The sequence below is a fragment of the Cryptosporangium minutisporangium genome, assembly GCF_039536245.1.
Taxonomy (GTDB): domain Bacteria; phylum Actinomycetota; class Actinomycetes; order Mycobacteriales; family Cryptosporangiaceae; genus Cryptosporangium; species Cryptosporangium minutisporangium.
This window is the reverse complement of record NZ_BAAAYN010000003.1, coordinates 1-19,940: the sequence shown is the minus strand read 5'-3', so window position 1 is coordinate 19,940 and position 19,940 is coordinate 1. Positions and strand designations below refer to the sequence as shown.

Genomic DNA, 19,940 nt, shown 5'->3' with positions numbered 1-19,940 from the left:
GCGACGGCCGCCGCCCGCCGGACGTCGTCCGCCGGGGCACGCTCGTCGACGAGCCGGGCGGCGCGCTCGGCCACGCCGCGGACCAGCGTCACGTCGAGCAGCATGTCCGCGCAGCGGTGCTTGACCGCCTGCCGGGCACCGAGCGGACTGCCCTGCTGGACCCGGGTGGTGACCCGCTCGACGGTGTACCGCAGCGCGGCCTCGGCGGCACCGAGCGCGTCCGCGGCGAGGGCGAGCACACCGCGGGCCCTCGCCGCGTCCAGTGCCGCCGCGGCCTCACCGGAGAGCGCGCCGCCGAGCGGTGTCGCGGCCGCGGCGTCGAAGTGGACCGCGCACTGGCGGTCGAGGCCGATCGTCGGGATCGGCTCCAGCGTGACCCCCGGCGTGGTCGCGTCGACCGCGAACACCCCGGGCCCGTGCTCGGTACGGGCGACGACGAGCAGCACGTCGGCGTCCCCGGCGTAGGGCACGTAGCACTTCACGCCATCGATCCGTCCGTCCGGCGCGGCGCGCGTCCGCCCGCTGCCGGACGCGGAGCCGCCGTCCGGCTCGGTGAGACAGAACGCGTACCGGCGCTCACCGGCCAGCAACATCCGTAGGTGCTCCCGCTCCCCCAGCGCGGCGAGCAGCGCCCCGCTCTGGACCAGGCCGTTGTGGACCGGGGACGGCACCGCCGCACCGGCGAGCCGGCGGAGGTGGTCCACCGTGGCGGCGAACCCGCCGCTTCCTCCCGGCAGCCCGCCGGAGAACAGTCCGGCGCGTAGCGCGTCCCGCCACCATTCGACGTCGTAGCCGGGCTCGGACTCCGCGAGCGCGAGGATCGCGGCTGGATCCGCTGGTCGGTCCAGCACCGCCAGCGCCTCGGCGGCCGGAGGCGGCGCGGAGACGGCGTTCGGGCCGGGCCGCGGCGGCGCGGTCATCGCCGCTCCCGGGGCAGGCCGAGCCCGAACTCCGCGATGCCGTCGCGCAGGATCTCGTTCGCTCCGGCGCCGATCGTCCCGTGAACGCGCTCCAGGTACTCCCAGGCGAACCGGCCGCCCGCGGCCCCGTGCGGTGGTGCGTCTCCGTACGGTGCGGCCCAGACCGTTCCGGCGTGTCCGGCGATCTCGGTGGCGGTCTGGGCGAGCCGCTGCAGCAGCTCGGTCCCGAACACCTTCGCCATCGAAGGGAGCACCGAGCCAGGCTCTGCCACCGCCCCGGCGGCGAGCAGCGAGCCCGCCTCGACGTCGATCTCCAGCGCGGCCACCGCTTCTCGGACGAGCGGATCCTCGGCGAGCGGGCGGCCGTCCCGCTCGGTCGTGCGGACGTAGCTGATCAACAGGTCGAGGACGTGCCGGGCGAAGCCGAGGTAGAACAGCCCGGACCGCTCGGACTGCACCGCCGCGATCAGCTGCCGCCAGGCGCCGCCCGGCTGCCCGAGTACGGTGCCGAGCTCCAGCCGAACGCCGTCGAAGTCGATCTCGTCGAGCGTCCAGCCGTTCATCGTCGGGCGGCGGCGGACGGTCACGCCCGGCGCGGCCAGCTCGACCAGGAACATCGTCATCGACCCCGGACGTTCGTCGGTCCGGGCGATCGTCACGCACCAATCGGCCTTGTGCGCGCCGGTGACCAGCGTCTTCGTCCCGGTGAGCCGGTAGCCGTCACCGTCGCGCGCCGCGGTCGTCGTGATCGCTCGCAGGTCGGTGCCGGCCTCCGCCTCGGTGTAGGCGACGCACATCAGCAGCTCGCCGCGCAGCATCCGGGGCAGGAAGTAGGCCTGCTGGTCGGCGCTGCCGTCGTGCAGCAGCGGATGACCGGCGAGCGTCAGGGCGGTGTCGATCAGCGGGGCGTCGTGCGCAGCGGCGAGATAGTCGAAGACAGCCTGGTGCCGCGCGGTGCGGCCGGGACCGCCGTGCTCCTCCCCCACCGCGGAGCCCAGCAGCCCTTCCGCGCCGGCCCGCCGCGACAGCTCGCGCTCGAACTCCTCGGACAGACCGGTCAGATCACGCGGATCCCCCTGCTCGGCCGCCGGAGCCAGCTCGCGGTCCAGGAAGGCGCGCACCCGCGCGCCGAACGCCGCCACGTCCGCGCCCAGCCCCCAGGCGTCCGAGCCGACCACGCTTCCACCGGGTGCCGGGGAGTCCGGGTGCATCAGGCACCACCGAGCCGGTCCCAGCCGCGGTCGTCGACGACCAGGGCTCGCAACTCGTCCTTGCGGACGCGCCCGGTGGTGCTGTTCCGCGGGAAGTCGTCCAGCACCCGGACGTAGCGCGGGATCATGAACGCCGGCATCCGTCCGGTGAGGAAGGTGACCAGATCCGAGGGCTGGAACGCCGGGTCGTTGACGATCACCGCGGCGAGCACTTCGTCGTCGCCCACGCCGGAGGGCACCCCGACGGCGACGCACTCGACGACGGCGGGGTGCTCCCCGACGCCGCGCTCGACCTCGAACGAGGAGATGTTCTCCCCCCGGCGGCGCAGCACGTCCTTCCGCCGGTCGAAGAACGTGTACCAGCCCTCGGCGTCCCGACGGAACATGTCGCCGGTGTGGAACCACCCGTTGCGCCAGGCCCGCATCGACTCCTCGGGCATGTTGTAGTAGCCGAGGTTGAGCGCCCACGGCTCGGCGCTGCGCACGACCAGTTCGCCGACCTCACCGTCACCGACCGGCTCGTCGTGCGCGTCCACCAGCCGGATCTCCGGCCACGGATAGCTGGTCCGGGCCCGGCCGGTGGCCTCCCACGGCCCGTGGTCCCATCCCGACACGATCGGCGCGCCGACCTCGGTCTGGCCGTAGCAGGTCGCTACCCGGACGCCGAAACGCTTCTCGAACGCTTCCATCTCCGGGATCATCGGGCCGAGGATGACGCTGCGCAGCGGGTTGTCCGCATCGTCCGGCCCCGGCGAGGCGCCCCAGAGCAGCGCGGTCATCGGGCCGACCAGCGCCGCCGCCCGGCAGTCGGCGGCCCGCACGTCGTCCCAGAACGTCGTCGCGCTGAAGCGGTCGCGGATGACGAACCGGGCGCCGCGGTTCATCGCGTACGCGAAACCGGAGCGGCCCGAGTTGTGGAACAGCGGGAGCGGGTTGTAGATCCCCTCCCCCGGGCCGATCGTGTCGTCCGGCACCCACGACCACATCTGGAGAGCCAGCCCCCAAGGCGTGATCACGGCCTTCGACGGACCGGTCGTGCCGGAGGTGAACAGCAGCGACGCGATGTCCCACACGTCCGGCCCGTCGAACGCTCCGTCCGCCTGCGCCGCTGCCGCGGCCGCGAACGCGTCACCCCCCACCACAACCGCCTCCGGCGAGTTTTCGGGAAGGCCACCCCTCCCGGTCGTTTCAGAGGTGGTCTTCCCGACAATCGCCGCCTGGTCCCCGGCAGGAGCGTCCAGCAGGACGATCGTGCGCAGGTGGGGCAGCTCGGTCAGCAGCGGCTGGACCTGGGCCAGCAACTCGGACGTCGTGAGCAAGAACCGGGCCTCGGACAGCGTGAGCGCGTGCCGCAGGATCGCGCCGACGTACGCGGTGTTCAGCGGCACCTCCACCGCCCGCAGCCAACCGAGCGCCAGCAGCGTCCGGTGGCTGAGGAACCCGTTCGGCAGCAACGTCGCGACGTGCGTCCCCGCCTCGACGCCGAGCCCGCGCAGGGCGCCCGCCCAGGCCTGCGCATCCGCGTGCAGCTGGGCGTAGGTGAGGCCGCGACCGTCCACGTGCGCGACGGCCACCGTGTCCGGGGTCCGCGCGGCCCACCGGGCCACCGCGTGCGGCGGGAGAATGCTGCGGTCGAGCATCATCGCTCCTTGGGTGGTCGAGGGCTACTGCGTGGGACGGCTACGGGGCAGTCCCAGGCGACCGGCGGCGATGATCTCGCGCATGATCTCGCTGGTGCCGCCGTAGATCGTGTCGACGAGGCTGTTGCGGAACGCGAACTCGACCTCCCCGGCGAGCGGCGCGTCCGGCGCGCGCTGGTCGAGGACCGCCTCCGGCCCGATCAGGTCGAGCAGCGCGGCGTGCTGCCGCTGGGCCGCCTCGCTGGTGTATAGCTTGGCCATCGATCCCTCGACGCCCGGCAGGCCGCCGTCCCGGGTAATCCACTCCGCCCGGACGGTGAGCAGCCGCGCGACCTCCTCGTCGATGGCCAGGCGCGCCAGCTGCTCGGCCACGTCCGGATCGTCCAGCAGCTCCGCTTCCCCCGCCCAGGCCGCGACCCGGTCGAGCAGGCCCGGCCGGTGGTTCCCGTTGCGCGTGCCGCGCTCGAACACCATCGCGATCCGGACGACGTCCCAGCCGCCGTCGACCTCGCCGACGCGCGCCGAGTCCGACACCCGTACGCTTGAGTAGAACGTGGCGTTGGTCCGCTGACCGCCGACCGTGTGCACCGGCTGGATCTCGACGCCGTCCGCGTCCAGCGGCACCAGGAAGAACGTCAGCCCGCGGTGTTTCGGCTTGTCCGGGTCGGTGCGGGTGAGCAGGAAGACGTGGGTCGCCTGGTCGGCGGTGCTGGTGAACATCTTGGCGCCGTCGATGATCCAGTCGGAACCGTCACGGACGGCGCGGGTCCGCGCGGCGGCCATGTCCGAGCCGCAGCCGGGCTCGGTGTACCCCAGCGCGATGATCACCTCGCCGCGCAGCGCCGCCGGGACGATCGTCCGCTTCTGCTCCTCGGTGCCGGTCCGCAGCAGCGTGTGCAGCACCATCCAGGTCGTGATCCAGCCGTCCTGCGCCAGGCCGTAGTCGTGGATCTCCTCGAACACCGCGTCCGCGAAACCCTGGTCGACGTCGGACCCGCCGTACTCGGGCGGCCATCCGGCGGCCAGCAGACCGTGCGCGGCGAGGATCCGGTGCAGCTCCGCGTGATGGTGGAGGCCACCGAGGCGCTCGTCGGCGACCCACTCGGGGCGCAGGTGGTCGGCCGCCCACCGCCGGGCGGCGTCCCGGTGTTCGGCGAGCGCGTCGTGCGGGGTGAAGTCCATCAGAACACCTCCCGGGCCAGGGTCCGGTAGAGGTGACGGGGCGCGCCCGCCGCCAGCGGCCAGGCCTTCGCCCGGCGCAGGTAGAGCTGGATGTCGTACTCCAGCGTGTAGCCGTAGCCGCCGTGGAACTGCAGCCCGGCCCGGGCGGTCTCGAACGCCACCGCGGCGGCGTGCAGGAACGCCATCGACGCCAGGGCGGCGGCGCGGGGCCGGTCGCCGTCGAGCGCCCACGCCGCCTCGTGGACGAGCAGCTCGGCGCCCTCGCCCGCGGTCACCGCGTCCGCCAGCCGGTGGGCCACGGTCTGGAACCAGCCGATCGGGACGCCGAACGCGTGCCGCTCGGTGACGTACTCGACGGCGATCCGGAGCGCCTCGGCGCGCAGGCCGTCCAGTAGAGCGGCGGTGAGCAGCGTCCACTCGGTCACCGCCGCGGCGTGCAGGTCGCGGGCCGCGGCACCCTGCGCGAGCTCGGTCGCTCCGGCGAGCGGCACGTCGGCGAGCGGCTGGCAGCCCAGGGTGGGCGGCGCCACGCCGTCCGGCTCCCGCTCCACCAGCACCAGGTCGTCGCCGCGGAGCGCGACCACCGCGTCGGCGACGGCACCGGCCGGCACCAGCCGGGCGACCTCGCCGGCCCCGGGGTGCAGTACGAGGGTCGGCAGCACCGCACCGCTGCCGACCCGCTCCAGTAGCGCGGCACCGGCCGGAACCCGGCTCAGCAGCCGCGCGGCGACGCACGCCTCCACCAGCGGCACCGGGGCCAGCCGACGCCCGGCCTCGCGCACGACGACGACCAGGTCGGCGAGCGTCGCCCCGCCGCCACCGTGCGCCTCGGGCACCCCCATCAGCGGGACGCCAGCGGCCACCAGCGTGCGCCAGAGCTCCGCGTCGTGGCCGACGGGCTCGGCGGCCCGGATCCGGGCGGGCGTCGCTTCCTTGGCGAACAGGTCGCCGAACGCCTCGCGCAGCGTCTCCTGATCGGGGGTGAGCCGGAGGTCCACGCTCACTCCCCGAACTTCGGGGGACGCTTCTCCAAGAAGGCACGGACGGCTTCGCGGTGGTCCGCGGTCTCGAACGTCAGCGCCTCCATCGCCAGCGACGCGTCCAGCACCCGGTTGACCCGGTCGACGAGGTCGGCGTTGGCCAGCCGCTTGTTGAACTGGATCGCGACGGCGGGTCCGGTCGCGATCCGCTCGGCGAGCTTGGTGGCCTCGGCGGTCAGCTCGGCCGCCGGGTAGACGTGGTTGACCAGGCCGTAGCCCGCGGCCTCCGCGGCGGTCATCAGGTCGCCGGTGAAGAGGTACTCCTTGCCCCGGTTGAGGCCGAGCATCAGCGGCCACAGCACGGTGCCGCCGTCGCCGGCGACCAGGCCGGCCTTGACGTGCGGATCGCCGATCCGGGCACCGTCGGCCATCAGCGTGATGTCGCAGAACAGGGCCATCGTGGCGCCGAGGCCGAGCGCGTCGCCGTTGATCACCGCGATCATCGGCTGCGGCACCGCGAGCTGCCCGCGGACGACCGCCACCGACCCGTGCATCAACGCCGGGTGTCCGTCCTCGTACGCGCCGGCGTCCAGGTTGTCCTGCATGCCGCTGAAGTCCGCCCCGACGCAGAACGCCTTGTCCCCGGCGCCGGTCAGCACCACGACGCGCACCTCGCGGTCGGTGGCGATCCGCGCGAACAGCGGCGCGATCTCGTCGTGCATCTCCGGGGTGAGCGCGTTGCGACGCTCCGGGCGGTCGAGCGTCACCCAGAGGATGCCGGGCGGCCGGAGCTCGGTCCGGAAGTAGGTGAAGTCGTAGCGGTCTGACATCTCGACCTCTCAGGGCGTCGGGGCGGTCGTGGTGCGGTCGGTCCGGTCGTCTCCCTCGACGCGGGCCCGCGGCTCCTCGGCGCGGCCTTCGTCGGCACGGGCTGCGTCGGCAGGGGCTGCGTCGGCACGGGCTGCGTCGGCACGGGCTGCGTCGGCACGGTCGGCGAGGCCCGGGACGCCGACCTCGGACGCGTACCGGTCGAGCTCGGCGCGGAGCGCGTCCGGCAGTGGAATGCCGTCGCGGCGGCGCTGCTGCCTGCGCTCGTGCTCCAGCTCGCCGGGCACGAGCACCCGCTCGACGCCCTCGGCGGGCCGGGACGCGCGGACGTCGCGGATCAGCGTGTCCACCCGCGCGCGGAAGTCGGCCAGCGGCAGGAACCGCGCCGGGTCGACCGCGAGGAACAGGAAGCCCTTGGCGACCCGGTCGGCGCCGTGCGCGGACGACCGGGTGTGCTCGGTGCGGCCGAAGCTGCTGCCGGTCAGCACGCCGGCGAGCACCTCCACCAGCAGCGCGAGCCCGTAACCCTTGTGGCCGCCGAACCACTGCAGGTGCCGGACGGACGCCGCGGCCGGGTCCGTCGTCGGCACGCCGTTGACGTCCGTCGCCCAGCCCTCCGGGATGGAGGAATCCCCGCGTTTCTGAGCCAGCAGCAGCTTGTTGCCCGCGACCGTGGTCGTGGCGATGTCGAACACGATCGTCGGCTCCTCGCCGGTCGGGATCGCGTACGACAGCGGGTTGGTGGAGAACAGCTGGTCGATGCCGCCGAACGGGGGCACGAACGTCGGCCCGTTCTGGAAGCAGAGGCAGATGCGGCCGGCTCGGGCGACCCGCTCGGTGTAGGCCGCGAGCGCGCCGAGGTGGGTGCCCTCGCGCACCGCGACCGCGGCCACGCCGTACTCCTCGGAGAGGTCGATCGCGTGGTGCACGGCGGCGAGCCCGGCGATCTGCCCGAAACCGAGGCCCGCGTCGAGCACCAGCGTCGATCCGTGGTCCTCGACGATCCGCGGTTTGGCCGACGGGTCGATGTGCCCGCTGCGCACCCGCTGGGCGTAGAGCGCGATCAGGTGGGCCCCGTGCGAGTCGACGCCCCGCAGGTCGGCCTCGACCAGCAGCGTGGCCACCGTGTCGGCGTAGGCACGGCTCGCGCCGAGTCCTTCCAGGATGTCGGCGAGCAGCGTGTGCAGGCGTTCCACGGGAACGGTCTCGGTCATGGCTTCCTCACAGCGGCAGGTACACGTTCTTCGTACGGACGAACTCGGCGAGCCCTTCGCGGCCGCCCTCCTTGCCGTAACCACTGCGGCCGAAGCCGCCGAACGGGGCGCCCGCGGGCAGTGCCGCGAACCCGTTGAGCGAGATGTAACCGGCGTCCAGCGCGGCGGCGACGCGGTGCGCGCGCGCTAGGTCGGTCGTGTGCACGTACCCGGCCAGCCCGTACGGCGTCGCGTTGGCGAGCGCGATCGCCTCGTCCTCGTCGTCGAACGTCAGCACCGTCAGGACCGGGCCGAACACTTCCTCCTGCGCCAGCGGGTCGTCCACCGCGACCCGATCGACGACGGTGGGCGCGACGTAGAAGCCGGGTTCGTCGAGCCGGTGACCACCGGTGAGCAGCTCACCCTTGGTCGCCGACACCATCCCGAGGATCCGGTCCGCGTGCCGCGACGACACCACCGGCCCGAACGCGGTCGCCGGGTCCAGTGGATCCCCGATCGGCATCGCGGCGATCGAGGCCAGCGCCTTCTCGACGATCTGGTCGTGGATCGACGAGTGGACGATCAGCCGGGTCGGCATCACGCAGCCTTGGCCGGAGTTGCGCATGCAGGCGACGCCGGCGAACGCACCGGCGGCGTCCAGATCGGCGTCGGGGAAGACCAGGTTGCCGGACTTGCCGCCGAGCTCCAGCACCACCGGGGTGATGTGCGCAGCTGCGGCGACCAGGATCTGGCGAGCGGCGTCGACGCCGCCGGTGAAGCTGATCTTGTCGATGCCGGGGTGCGCTACCAGTGCCTGGCCCGCCTCGACGCCGCCCGGCAGGACGTTGACGACGCCCGGCGGGAGACCCGCCTCCAGGGCGAGCTCGCCGAAGATCACCGCGCTGAACGGGGCCAGCTCCATCGCCTTGGCGACGACCGTGTTGCCCGCGGCCAGCGCGGCTCCGGCCTTCCTGGCCAGCGCAGAGATCCCACCGTTCCAGGTCGAGACGACCGCGATGACGCCGTACGGCTCCGGCAGCGTGTAGTCGAACGCCCGCTCCGGGAAGATCGGGATCACGCTGCCCTCGATCTTGTCCGCCAGCCCGGCGTAGTACTCGAGGTAGTCGGCCGCGCGCGCCGGTAGCGCGGTGGCGCCGAGGATCGGTGAGCCGCACTCCAGCGTGAGGACCTGGCCGATCGTCTCGGCCCGCTCCCGGATCAGGCCGGCGAACCGGAGCAGTAACGTGCGGCGCTCGTCCGGACGGAGACCGCGCCAGCGGGGGAACGCGTCCCGTGCCGCCGCCACCGCGGCGTCGACCTCGGCGGCGCCGGCCAGCGGCACGGTGGCCTGCCCACGCCCGGTCGCGGCGTCGACGTGGACGTACTCCCCGCCGCTGCCCGCGCGCAGCCACGCGTCGCCGACGAGCAGGCCGGTCTGCGGTAGCACCTCGGCGGCCAGACGCTCGTGCCGATCGACGTCGACGGCCATCGGACTCCTCTCTCCGTGCTCAGAACGTCTCCGTGCTCAGAACGGGGACGGCAGCCGGTCCATCGGGACCGCGATCACCGTCGACGCCTCGGTGGCGAGCGCTTCGGTCAGCGCGCCGGGGAGGTGGGCCAGGTCGCGGACCACCATTCCGTCGGCGCCGAACGCCCGGGCGAGCGCGACCCAGTCGGGGTTGCGCAGGACCGTGCCGTACTCTCGGCCACCGAACCGGTCGCGCTGGTCCCGGTTGGAGTTGCCGTACGCGCCGTCGTCGAAGACCACGGTGACCGTGTGGATGCCGTGCTGCACCGCGGTCGCCAGCTCGTTGGACGCGAACAGGAACCCGCCGTCGCCGGTCACGGTGACGACCGGCCGGTCCGGCGCGGCGACCTTGACGCCGAGCGACGCCGGATAGCCGAAGCCGAGCGTTCCCATGTAGGAGGTGGAGAGGTAGGTCCGCGGCGCGTACACCGGGTAGCCCATGTGGCACATGTAGGCGACGCTCGTCGTGTCGCAGACCAGGATGCCGTCCTCCGGGATGCCCCGGCGCAGAGCCTGGACCATCTCCCACTGCGGGCCGACGGCGGCGAGCTCTCGCTCGGCGGTGGCCCGCATGGCCCGGATCTCCGCGGTCCGGTCGTCCCGGCGGCGGAGCTGACCGGCGAGCGCCTCCAGCGTGAGCGCGGCGTCCCCGGCGACCGCCACGGCCGCCGGGTGGTTCCGGCCGATCTGGGCGGCGTCGACGTCGACGTGGATCAGCTGCTGGTTCTCCTGTAGCCCGAGGCCCGCGCCCCGGGTGCCGACCGCCAGCACGACGTCCGCGACGCCCAGCACCGGGCGCATCCGCGGGTTGACCCAGGCGGTGCCGACCGACAGCGGGTGCCGGTCGTCGATCGCTCCCTTGCCCTCCCGGGTGGTGACGACCGGCGCCTGCAGGAGTTCGGCGACCGCGGTCAGCGCGGCCGACGCGTCTCCGAGGACGACGCCGCCTCCGGCGACGATCACCGGGGCGGACGCCGTGCGCAGCAGCGCGGCCGCGGCGGCGACCTGGGTGTCGGCGGCGGCCTGGCGCGGCACCCGCACCGGCGCGGTGACCCCGGCCGTGGTCTTCTCGGCGAACGTCTCGGGTGGGATCTCCACCTCCACCGGGCGGGGCCGGCCCGACGTCATCCGGGTGAACGCCTCGGCGACGCCGGCCGCGACGTCGCCCGCGTCGGTGATCCGCCGGGCCCACTTCGTGATCGGCCGGACGATCTCCAGCTGGTCGTGGACGTCGTGGAGCAGGCCCAGGTCCTTGCCGATGCCGGCCCGGTTGACCTGACCGGCCAGCAGCAGCACCGGCGACGAGCAAGCGTAGGCCGTCGCCAGCCCGGTCGCGGCGTTGTAGACGCCGACGCCGGGAACCACCATCGCGACCCCCGGCCGCCCGGAGGTGCGGGCGTACCCGTCGGCCATGTACGTGGTGGCCTGCTCGTGCCGGGTGACGACGTACCGCAGCTCCGGGGCGTCGACGAACGCGTCGAGGGCCGCCATCAGCTGGTCACCCGGTAAGCCGAAGACCACCTCGACGCCCTCGGCGACGAGCTGCCCGGCCAGCGCCTGGCCGCCGGTCAGCTGCTCGGCTTCTCCAACCCCGCTCACCTGTTGCATAGAATATACATTACAACATACGCGGACGCGGAAGCCGGCTCGGTGCTCATCACGGTCAGCGACCGGCGGGCGCTTGCGCATCGGTGGGCTCGCCGGAGCTCGCGGAGGCGCCCGTCGCGGCGGCGAACGCCGCCAGCTCGTCGAGGATGTCGGGGCCGGCTGCGGTGAAGATGACCTCACCGATCCCGGTGTCACCCACTTCGCGCAGCCGTGCGCGGATCGCCGCGGCGTCCCCGGTCCAGCCGCCACCCAGGATCGCCGGACCCGCCTCCGCGATCGCGGCCCGATCCCGGTCGGTCAGGACCATCCCGTGCCCCTCGTGCACGGCCAGATGCCGCTCGGCCTCGGGCCGCGCCGCGAGCATCGCGTCCCGCCAGGCCGCTCCCCCGGGCACGCCGTCCAGCGCGTCCGGGAACAGCTCCCAGACGCCGTGGAACACGGTCGCGAACCACGGGCCGGCCGCCTCCACCAGGCGAGGGCTCGTGTGGTCCTCCCCCGGTCGCACCACCGTGCCGTTGATCAGCAACGCGCTGGCCGGCCACTCGCTGACGTCCTCGCCCGGCGGCATCATCAGCGCGATGCCGTCCACGTCCAGCTCCCGGGCGGTCGCGAACCCCTTCGGACCACCCGGCGCGGCCCAGAGCGGAGACCGGATCGGCCGCTCCGGCGCCCAGCCCGGCGGGTGCAGCATTTGGCACGGCTGCCCATCGATCTCGGTGACGCCGCCGTCGAGCAGCGTCCGCACCTGCCGTACGTAGGTGGCCAGCTCGGCCCAGCGCATCGCCTTCTGCCCGAGCGTCCGCCGGGCGGTGAAGCCGGTGCCGAACGCGGTCACCAGCCGACCGGGCGCGAGCTCCTCGACGGTCGCGATCGCGGCCGCGGTGACCATCGGATGCCGCAGGCTGGGCACCGCGACGCCGGCGCCGAACCGGATACGCTCGGTCCCTTCCGCGATGCGGGCCAGCGCGATCCACAGGTCGCCGTAGAGGGCGGGCGAGTCGAACACCCAGACGCGGTGGTAGCCCAGCCGCTCGGCGGCCCGGGCGTACTCGACGATGCGGGAACTGGGGGGTAGACCCACCGAGATCAGCGGTTCGGCCATAGGGCGACTGCACCCACCTCTCGTCGAGGAGCGGCTACTCTGCCGTCGCTGCGGAGCCTACGGGCGCCGCCCGGGTGGCGTCCGGCAGAAAGCAGAATCTGAAACCAGTTTTTCGTCCGGTGCCGCCCGCGGCCGGGTGGCGGCGCGGTGGATCCGCGTCGCGGCGTGAGCACAGGCCGGCGGATGGCGCGGCGATGGCCGTCGCCCGGCCCTCCCGCCGGCTGTCCCGCCTCGCCGGGACGCTGGTCAGACCGCCGGTGCGGGCTGCCAGGGATCGCCCGACGATCCGTGCGCCAGGTGCGCTTCGTACGCCGTGACCTTGGCGTCGATCAGCACGCGGCACTCGGTCAGCCGCGCCATCTGGTCGGCGACGCGTTCCTGGTGCGCGCGCAGCAGCTTCAGCCGAGCCGCTTCGTTGCCGGGCCCTTCCCCGACCAGCCGGGCCAGTTCGGCGAGCGCGGCCAGCGGCATCCCCGTGGCGCGAAAGAGTACGCAGTTGCCGAGCCACGCCACGTCCCACTCGCGGTAGACGCGCCGTCCCGCGGCGTCGCGCTGCACCGGGCCGGTGAGCACACCCGCCCGCTCGTACAGGCGCAGGGCGTGCACGCTGAGCCCGGTGCGCCGGGCGACCTCGCCGATGCTCAGACCCGTGGACGTCATGGCCCGACCCTAGCCAGTTGACCTAGACCACGGTCTAGCACCTAGCGTCCGCCGCCATGACGACCTCCTCATCCACGTTGCCCACCGCCGACGACGTCCTGCACGGCGTCGACCTCTCCGGCCGCACCGCCGTCGTCACCGGTGGCTACTCGGGTATCGGCCTCGAGATCAGCCGTGCGCTCCACCGCGCCGGTGCGCGGGTCGTCGTCCCGGCCCGCCGCCCGGACGTGGCCCGCCGTGCGCTCGGCCCGGTGGCCGACGTCGTCCCGATGGATCTCGCCGACCTCGCCACGGTCGACGCGTTCGCCGACAGCTACGTCCGGTCACACGGAACCCTGGATCTGCTCGTGGCGGGCGCCGCGATCATGGCGTGCCCCGAAACGCGTGTCGGGCCGGGCTGGGAAGCTCAGTTCGCGGTCAACCATCTGGGGCACTTCGCGCTCGTCTGCGCCCTGTGGCCCGCGCTGCTACCGGCGCCGACGGCCCGGGTGGTCGCGGTCGCCTCCGGACGCGCGCCCGACGACCGCATCCGCTGGCACGACGTGCATTTCGCGAGCGGCTACGACAAGTGGGCCGCCTACGGGCAGTCCAAGCTCGCCAACGTGCTCTTCGCGCACCGGCTCGACCAGCTCGGCGTGGCCCACGGCGTCCGCGCGTTCTCCGCCAGCCCGGGCTACATCCTGACGCCGCTGCAGCGACACCTTCCGATGGACGAGATGATCGCGGCGGGCTGGCTGGACGCCGCCGGCGAACCGGTGCCGGGCCTGTTCCGCACCCCGGAGCAGGGCGCCGCAACTCCCGTCTGGGCGGCGACGCGCGCGACGAGGGGCGGCGCCTACTGCGTCGACTGCGGCGAGGCCGAGCCGTATCCCCACGAGGACGCCGAGGCGGAGCGACTGTGGCAGTACTCGGTGGAGGCGACCGGCCACGATCTCCGGTAGGCCGCCCGGGTCACGGCGGGGCGCGGCGCGGCCCGGCACCCCCGCGGGGGTGCCGGGCGGTGACCGGCGGTCGCGGGCCCTCAGCCCCAGAGCTCCTGGATCGTCGAGAACACCTTCTGGTTGTGCGAGAACTCGATGGTGTTGCCGTCGGGGTCGTTCACCGCGCAGATGTATCCGATGTGCGCGGCCATGTCCCGCGGCTCCCAGCGGAGCGCGCCGGCCTCCCGCGCCTTGTCGGCGATCCGGTCGATGTCCTCCCGGTTCGGCATCTCGATGCCGATGTGCGCGAACGGCGCGAGCGTCGTCGCCTTCTGTCCGGGCTCGATGCCGAAGTTCTTTCCGATCTCCGGCTTGAACTCGGCCAGCACGAGCACGAACGGCGAGTCGACCTGATTCTTGTTCGACAGCCAAGCGCCCTGCCCGTTGTCGTCCACGTTGCGGGTGACCAGCACCAGCGGGGTGACCGTGGTGTAGAACTCGATCGAGCGCTCCAGGTCGGTGACGGGCAGGGCGACGTGGGTCCAGCGCGGTTCGGTCAGTTCAGCCATGACTGGTTCCTTTCAGATGGTGGGCCACTTGGCCCGGTCGGGGAGTCCGGAACGGCGACGAATTCCGTCGCCGGCCTTCTGAGCGCGCTCGAGCAGGTCGAACTCGTCGAGCGTCGTGCAGCGGTAGTTCTCGACGACGCGGCGCCCGCCGACGAAGACGGTGTGCACGCCGCGGCCGTCGGCCGACCAGACCAGCTGGTTCGCGACGTTGTGCAGCGGACGCCACTCCGGACGATCGGTGTCGTGCAGCACGAGGTCGGCCTGCTTGCCGACCTCGATCGAGCCGAGCCGGTCGGCTTCCTGCAGGCCGCGGGCGCCGTTGCGCGTCGCCATCGCGAAGGCCGTCTCCGCGGGGAACATGGTGGCGTCGCGCCGCGCGTCCTTGAACAGGCCCGCCACAAGATACGTCGCGCGCATCAGGTCGTGGTAGTTCGAGGCGTTGTTGCCGTCGGTGCCGATGGCGACGTTGATGCCGGCCGCCGCCATCTCCGGGAACTTGCCGATCTGCGTCACGCCGTAGGAGACCTTGAGGGCGGTCGTCGGGCAGTGCGAGACGCTCGTGCCGGTGCTGGCCAGCAGCGCGATCTCTTCGTCGTCGACGTGAACGGCGTGGGTGAGGATGACGTTGTCACCGAGGACGCCGAGCTCCGCCAAGTGCACCATCGGCCGCTGCCCGAACTTCGCCAGGAAGCCCTCGGGATCCATCGCCGCCGGCGACATGTGGAAGCTCAGCCCGGTGCCGTGCTGTACCGAGAGTTGTTTCGCGGCCTGCCACAGCTCGTCGCTGCAGCAGGTGTGCCCGATGATGATCGGCCAGGCCTGGATCCGTCCGTCGTAGCTCGACGCATGCCGGTTCATCGAGTCTTCGAGCGTCGCGATGGCGGTGTCGGTGTCCATCCGCAGCACGTCGTAGTCCTGGACGAGATCCCACGCCCAGGGGCCGACCCGGGCCCGGATCCCGATCTCGCCGAGGCCCTCCACGACGGGGTCGATGAAGCGCACGGTGCCCGCTTCGAGGAACGTCGTGGTACCCGACTTGAGCATCTCGAGCGCGGCGAGCTGCGCCGAGATGTGCTCGTCCTCCTCGGAGTAGTAGGTGTGGATCGGTGTGAGCCACTCGAAGACATTCTCGATGAACGGGGTGTCGTCCGGCACGAAGCCCCGGGTCAGCGGCTCGCCGGTCGCGTGGACGTGCGTGTTGATCAGGCCCGGGGTCACGACGAAGCGGCGTCCGTCGACGACGTCGGCAGTGCTTTCAGTGCGCCACGCCGCCTCCACGTCGGCCGTCTTGCCGACGGCCGCGATCTGGCCGTCTTTGATCGCTACCGCGGCGTCGGTGATCACCTGGCGCTCGTCGTTCATGCTGACGACGGTCGTCTGGACGATTAGCGTGTCGGCACGTTCAAGATCGGTCATCGGGTACCTCCGAAAGCGTGATGAGGTGGACGCGTTGGCGGGGCACCGGCTCCACGACCGCGCTGGTGCCGGCTCCGCGGACGGCGCACCAAGCGGCGAGGGTCGGCTCGCTCAGCCCGCGGCCGAGCGTCGAGGCGCGCATGGTCAAGGCGAGCGTGAGGTCGTGGGCGGCGGATGCGTAGGTGTCGGTCGGTGCACCGTCCGGCGGGCGGAAGTAGTCGGCGACGAGGAGCACGCCGTCCTCGGCCAACAGGTCCAGGGCGCGGCCGACGAGCGCCTCGGCTCGCGGGGCGGATTCGGCGCGCAGCACGTGGGCCAGGATCACGACGGACGCTCCGCGCGGTGGGAGGTCGACGTCGAGGTAGTCGCCCCCGACCAGCGTGACGTCGCGACCGGCGAGCCGATCACGGGCGGCGGGCAACACGTGCGGCAGGTCGACTCCGAGCGCTTTCGCGTGCGGGGCGGCCTCGAGCAGGCGGTGCAGCCAGGCGCCCGATCCGCAGCCGAGGTCGACGATCAGTCCGGTGCCGTCCCAGCGGCCGCTGGTGCGCAGCTCGGTCGCGACACCGCTCGCGACGGCGGCCTGCGTCGCGGCGGTCGCCGCGACCAGCTCCGGATAGAGCGCGTTCAGGGCGTCGGACACCTGCCGGGCCGGACGTCCCTTCCGCAGGGTGGCGGCGAGAGCGGGCCACCCCACCTGCGGCCCGGGAGAGTGCCGGACCAGCTCGACCATGGTCTGCGGCGAGGACGGCACGAGGAAGCGCTCCGACACCACGGAGTTGCGCCACCGCTCGCCGTCGGTCTCGAGCAACCCCTTGGCCGCGAGCAGCTGTGCGAGCAGCGTCAGGTCGGCCGGGTCGTGGACGCCGAGCGCGTCCGCGAGTTCGGTACCGGTAGCCGGGCCGTCTGCCAGCTGTGCGAAGAGGCCGAGATCGATCGCGGCGTGCAGCGCCCAGTAGGCCGCGAAGCCGTTGATCACGTCCCACACCGGAGCGGGGCCCGACTCCGCTTGCTGGACCTCGCGCGAACGCTCGGTCATGGCCGCAGCACGATCTTGCCGGTGGCGCGGCGCGACTCCAGATGTTCCTGCGCCGCGCGGGCGTCGGTCAGCGCGAACTCACTGTCGATCGGCGTCGTGAAATCGCTGTTCCAATAGCGATCGAGCACGGGCGCGAACTCCGCGCGGTCGTACGGGTCGGACCCCAGCAGCTGCAGGCCGAAGTGGTAGGCGTACACGATGTCGGTCTCGACGACATTGCCCGTCGTGTTCCCGAAGAACACCAGCCGACCGCGCGGCGCGAGACTGTAGACGCCGACGGCCCAGGTCGCCGGACCGACGTGGTCGAGCACGAGGTCGACGCCACGCCCGCCGGTCGCCTCGCGCACCACCGCTACGACGTCCTCACTGGACGTGTCGATCACGACCTCGGCACCGAGCCCGCGGACGTAGTCCGCCTTCTCCGGCCGTCCCACCGTCGAGATGACTCGAAGGCCGGCCGCGCAGGCGAGCTGGATCGCCGCGGTGCTCACGCCGCTGCTCCCGGCGTGGATGAGGACCGTCTCGCCCGCAGCGGCTCGGCCGGTCACGTGTAACGCGTGGTGTGCGGTCATCCAGATCGTCGGCAGCACGGCCGCTTCCACCAGGTCGCGGCCCTCCGGAACCGGATGCAGGTTCGCCACCGGCGCGACGACGTAGTCGGCGTATCCACCCGGGAGGGTTCCGCCGATGACGGCGGCGTTCGGGCAGTGACCGTCGTGACCGGAGCGACAGGTCGGACAGGCGTCGCACGGCACCGCCGGATTCACCACGACGCGCGTGCCGGGGACGACAGCAGGCGCGGAGCTGGGCTCGCGCACCGCCTCGCCACCGCGTGCCTCAACACCGAGTGCTTCAACTACGCCGGCGACGTCCATTCCCGCCGTGTGCGGAAGCCGAAATCCCGGGATCAACGCCGGTCCACGCCGCTGCAGTACATCGAGGTGATTCAGCGAGCACGCCTCGACGCGGATCAGAGCCTCACCGGGACCCGGTTCGGGCACGGGAAGGTCGTCGACAACCAGGGTTTCGGGACCGCCATGGACGTGGTGACGAACCGCTCGCATCATCCGCTCCGTTCGCTCCGATTCGATGCCGGAGCGGTTGCACGCCGAACCGGCCTGCAACGGGGAGTGCGCCGCCACAGTGGACCCTGTGGACGCCGCGGACGGGCGAGTCTGTTGCCTACTCGCGTCGCGGCGAGAGTAGGCAGCGAATCGACGGCGTGTCAACGGAATGCGCGACGCCATACTGCGATGCGCGACAATCGGGCCGGATAAGTGCTGAATACTCCGCTTCGCGTTTCGCATTGCGCGACATCGTCTCTTGACTCAAGAGAAACGCGGTTGGAATATCCCGAGGTGACGCTGGCCTGACCGCGGAACCCCGATCTGGGCTCTCGCTGATCAGCGAGGACGTGGCGTGGACACCAGCTCCGCGACCCGACGGCTGCGGACGCTCCCCCACGTCAATCGATTCGCGGAGCTCTCCTCAACCCCCATGGAGCAGTAATGAGACGCCTCTCCCTGCGGACGGCCGCCGTTGCGGTCTGTCTCGTCGTGCCGCTCGCGGGCTGCACCACGCCGAACGACACCGCCGCCACTACCTCCCCGTCGTCCACCGCGGGCGACGCCGCCGGCCCGGACGTCAACGGCGACGGCAAGGTCATCATCGGCGTACTCAGCCCCGGCGACCTCAACGACAACGGCTACTACGAAAGCTTCGTCACCAAGGCGCAGGCGTTCACCGACAAGCAGGGCTGGCAGCTGATCAAGGTCGGCTCGGTCAACCAGGCCGACGCACTCAACCAGGCCCGCAACCTCTGTCGCCAGAAGGTCGACATGGTCGCACTCGGGGCCAGCGAGCTGAAGGACGCGCTCGGGGCGTCCGAGGAGACGGTCTGCGGGAAGACGGCGTGGTACGTCCCCGCGCAGCAGGACCTCGAGCAGACACCGAAGATCACGATCTCCCGGGACTTCATCAACGAGGTCATCTTCGCCACCGGCTACGCCAACGGCCTGCTGATGAAGGAGAAGGGCTACACCAAGGCCGGGTACGTCACCGGTCCTGAGGCTGACTTCTCCGTCCAGGCTGCCAAGGCGTTCAAGGCCGGCATCCGCACGGTCATCCCGGAGGCCACGCTGGTCACCACGTACACCGGCGACTTCAACGACTCCGGCAAAGCCAAGGAAGCCGCGCAGGCCCAGGTAAACCAGGGCGTCAAAGCGCTCTACCCCTACCTGGGCGGCGCGACCGACGAGGTGGCGAAGTTCGGCAACACCAAGGACCTCATCCTCTCGACGCCCGGCACCGACCGATGCGATTCGACCAGTCCGAAGTTCCAGGTCTCCTCGATCTTCGACCCGGGTGAGTACTTCGCCGCAGGCCTGCAGGACTTCGCCGACGGCGAGCTGAAGATGGGCGTCGCCCGCGAATGGCACCTCGGCAAGGACCCGGTCCCGACCGTGAAGATCTGCGGTGGCACCCCGGCGCAGAACACCGCCCTGGAGACGTTCATCAAGGACGTCGGCAGCGGCAAGATCGATGTCGACACCGAGGTGGCGAAGCTCGGCAGCTGAGCCTGTCCCACGTACTGTCCGCGAATCGCCACGCATGCCGCTGACCGACCGGCCGTGTCCCGGTCGGTCAGCGGGCGGGTTGGTCCCGGTGGTGGTGGAAATCGCAGAGCCACGGAAACAAGATCGCCTCCGCCCGGGACACCCGCTCGGGCATGACCGCACGGACCTTGCGCGCCAGTCATGCCGCCACCGCCGCATGCCCCAGCGAGTTCTCTCGTCGCCAGTGCGGCGGCGAACCCGCGGCGGCTTCGCGATCACCTTCGAAGGCCGGATCACCGCCAACGCCACTAACTAGCCGACCAGGCCAGTTACACCGAAAACGGACACTCCCCGCGCCGGCGGGGCCGCCGGTCGGACGGTGCACGGGGCCGCCAACCGGACGGTCCGCGGCGTCAGCCGGGCGGGACCCGAGGCGCCAGCCGGGGGACCGAGGCGGACCGCGCCGCGCCGGACGGGCCGAAGCGGGCCGCACCCGGACTGGGCTGCGCCGCGACCAGCTGCTGGACATGCCGGCGCGCCGAGCGGGCGCGCCGCTCGGCTGCTTCCGGCCTGTGGTTAGGGCGGTGGG

At 72.4% G+C, this 19,940-nt stretch carries 17 protein-coding genes; 2 read left to right on the top strand and 15 right to left on the bottom strand.

What is annotated here, in order from left to right:
- The 11 genes from ABEB28_RS02295 to ABEB28_RS02245 all read right to left on the bottom strand — a co-directional run.
- A partial coding sequence (locus tag ABEB28_RS02295; RefSeq protein WP_345726255.1) for an acyl-CoA dehydrogenase family protein occupies positions 1–920 on the bottom strand: 920 nt, incomplete at its 3' end.
- Entirely contained in the window at positions 917–2,131 is a 1,215-nt protein-coding gene (locus tag ABEB28_RS02290; RefSeq protein WP_345726254.1) for an acyl-CoA dehydrogenase family protein, read from the bottom strand. The genes ABEB28_RS02295 and ABEB28_RS02290, both read right to left, overlap by 4 nt.
- Positions 2,131–3,771: an AMP-binding protein gene (locus ABEB28_RS02285; RefSeq protein ID WP_345726252.1), complete on the bottom strand. Its 1,641-nt coding sequence runs from the start codon at positions 3,769–3,771 to the stop codon at positions 2,131–2,133. The genes ABEB28_RS02290 and ABEB28_RS02285 overlap by 1 nt, the downstream gene beginning before the upstream one ends.
- A gap of 24 nt (positions 3,772–3,795) precedes the next feature.
- Positions 3,796–4,953: an acyl-CoA dehydrogenase family protein gene (locus ABEB28_RS02280; RefSeq protein ID WP_345726251.1), complete on the bottom strand. Its 1,158-nt coding sequence runs from the start codon at positions 4,951–4,953 to the stop codon at positions 3,796–3,798.
- A complete protein-coding gene (locus tag ABEB28_RS02275; protein ID WP_345726250.1) occupies positions 4,953–5,951 on the bottom strand; it encodes an acyl-CoA dehydrogenase family protein in 999 nt (332 codons plus the stop codon). The genes ABEB28_RS02280 and ABEB28_RS02275 overlap by 1 nt, the downstream gene beginning before the upstream one ends.
- Positions 5,952–5,953: 2 nt before the next feature.
- A complete protein-coding gene (locus ABEB28_RS02270) occupies positions 5,954–6,763 on the bottom strand; it encodes an enoyl-CoA hydratase/isomerase family protein (RefSeq protein WP_345726249.1) in 810 nt (269 codons plus the stop codon).
- A gap of 9 nt (positions 6,764–6,772) precedes the next feature.
- On the bottom strand, positions 6,773–7,975 hold the full coding sequence (locus ABEB28_RS02265) for an Ldh family oxidoreductase (protein WP_345726248.1): 1,203 nt from the start codon (positions 7,973–7,975) through the stop codon (positions 6,773–6,775).
- Between the two features lie 7 nt (positions 7,976–7,982).
- Complete coding sequence (locus tag ABEB28_RS02260; protein WP_345726247.1) at positions 7,983–9,443, bottom strand: aldehyde dehydrogenase family protein; 1,461 nt, start codon at positions 9,441–9,443, stop codon at positions 7,983–7,985.
- A gap of 36 nt (positions 9,444–9,479) precedes the next feature.
- Entirely contained in the window at positions 9,480–11,081 is a 1,602-nt protein-coding gene (locus tag ABEB28_RS02255; RefSeq protein ID WP_345726246.1) for a thiamine pyrophosphate-dependent enzyme, read from the bottom strand.
- Between the two features lie 64 nt (positions 11,082–11,145).
- Positions 11,146–12,192: an LLM class flavin-dependent oxidoreductase gene (locus ABEB28_RS02250; protein ID WP_345726245.1), complete on the bottom strand. Its 1,047-nt coding sequence runs from the start codon at positions 12,190–12,192 to the stop codon at positions 11,146–11,148.
- Between the two features lie 246 nt (positions 12,193–12,438).
- Positions 12,439–12,852: a MerR family transcriptional regulator gene (locus ABEB28_RS02245; RefSeq protein ID WP_345726244.1), complete on the bottom strand. Its 414-nt coding sequence runs from the start codon at positions 12,850–12,852 to the stop codon at positions 12,439–12,441.
- Between the two features lie 56 nt (positions 12,853–12,908).
- On the opposite strand from ABEB28_RS02245, the gene ABEB28_RS02240 reads away from it, so the two are divergent.
- Complete coding sequence (locus ABEB28_RS02240) at positions 12,909–13,793, top strand: SDR family NAD(P)-dependent oxidoreductase (protein ID WP_345726243.1); 885 nt, start codon at positions 12,909–12,911, stop codon at positions 13,791–13,793.
- Between the two features lie 80 nt (positions 13,794–13,873).
- On the opposite strand, the gene ABEB28_RS02235 is transcribed toward ABEB28_RS02240, so the two are convergent.
- Genes ABEB28_RS02235 through ABEB28_RS02220 form a run of 4 tightly spaced genes read right to left on the bottom strand, consistent with a single transcriptional unit; the run spans position 13,874 to position 17,860 of the window.
- Entirely contained in the window at positions 13,874–14,341 is a 468-nt protein-coding gene (locus ABEB28_RS02235; RefSeq protein WP_345726242.1) for a VOC family protein, read from the bottom strand.
- Positions 14,342–14,353: 12 nt separating this feature from the next.
- Positions 14,354–15,757, bottom strand: a complete 1,404-nt coding sequence (locus ABEB28_RS02230) for an amidohydrolase family protein (RefSeq protein ID WP_345726241.1) — start codon at positions 15,755–15,757, stop codon at positions 14,354–14,356.
- Entirely contained in the window at positions 15,744–16,796 is a 1,053-nt protein-coding gene (locus ABEB28_RS02225) for a methyltransferase (protein WP_345726240.1), read from the bottom strand. Before ABEB28_RS02225 ends, ABEB28_RS02230 begins: the two co-directional genes overlap by 14 nt.
- A complete protein-coding gene (locus ABEB28_RS02220; protein ID WP_345726239.1) occupies positions 16,793–17,860 on the bottom strand; it encodes a zinc-binding dehydrogenase in 1,068 nt (355 codons plus the stop codon). The genes ABEB28_RS02225 and ABEB28_RS02220 overlap by 4 nt, the downstream gene beginning before the upstream one ends.
- A 444-nt stretch (positions 17,861–18,304) precedes the next feature.
- Between ABEB28_RS02220 and ABEB28_RS02215 the strand changes: the two genes are divergently transcribed.
- On the top strand, positions 18,305–19,372 hold the full coding sequence (locus ABEB28_RS02215; RefSeq protein ID WP_345726238.1) for a BMP family ABC transporter substrate-binding protein: 1,068 nt from the start codon (positions 18,305–18,307) through the stop codon (positions 19,370–19,372).
- The last annotated feature ends 568 nt before the right edge of the window (positions 19,373–19,940 follow it).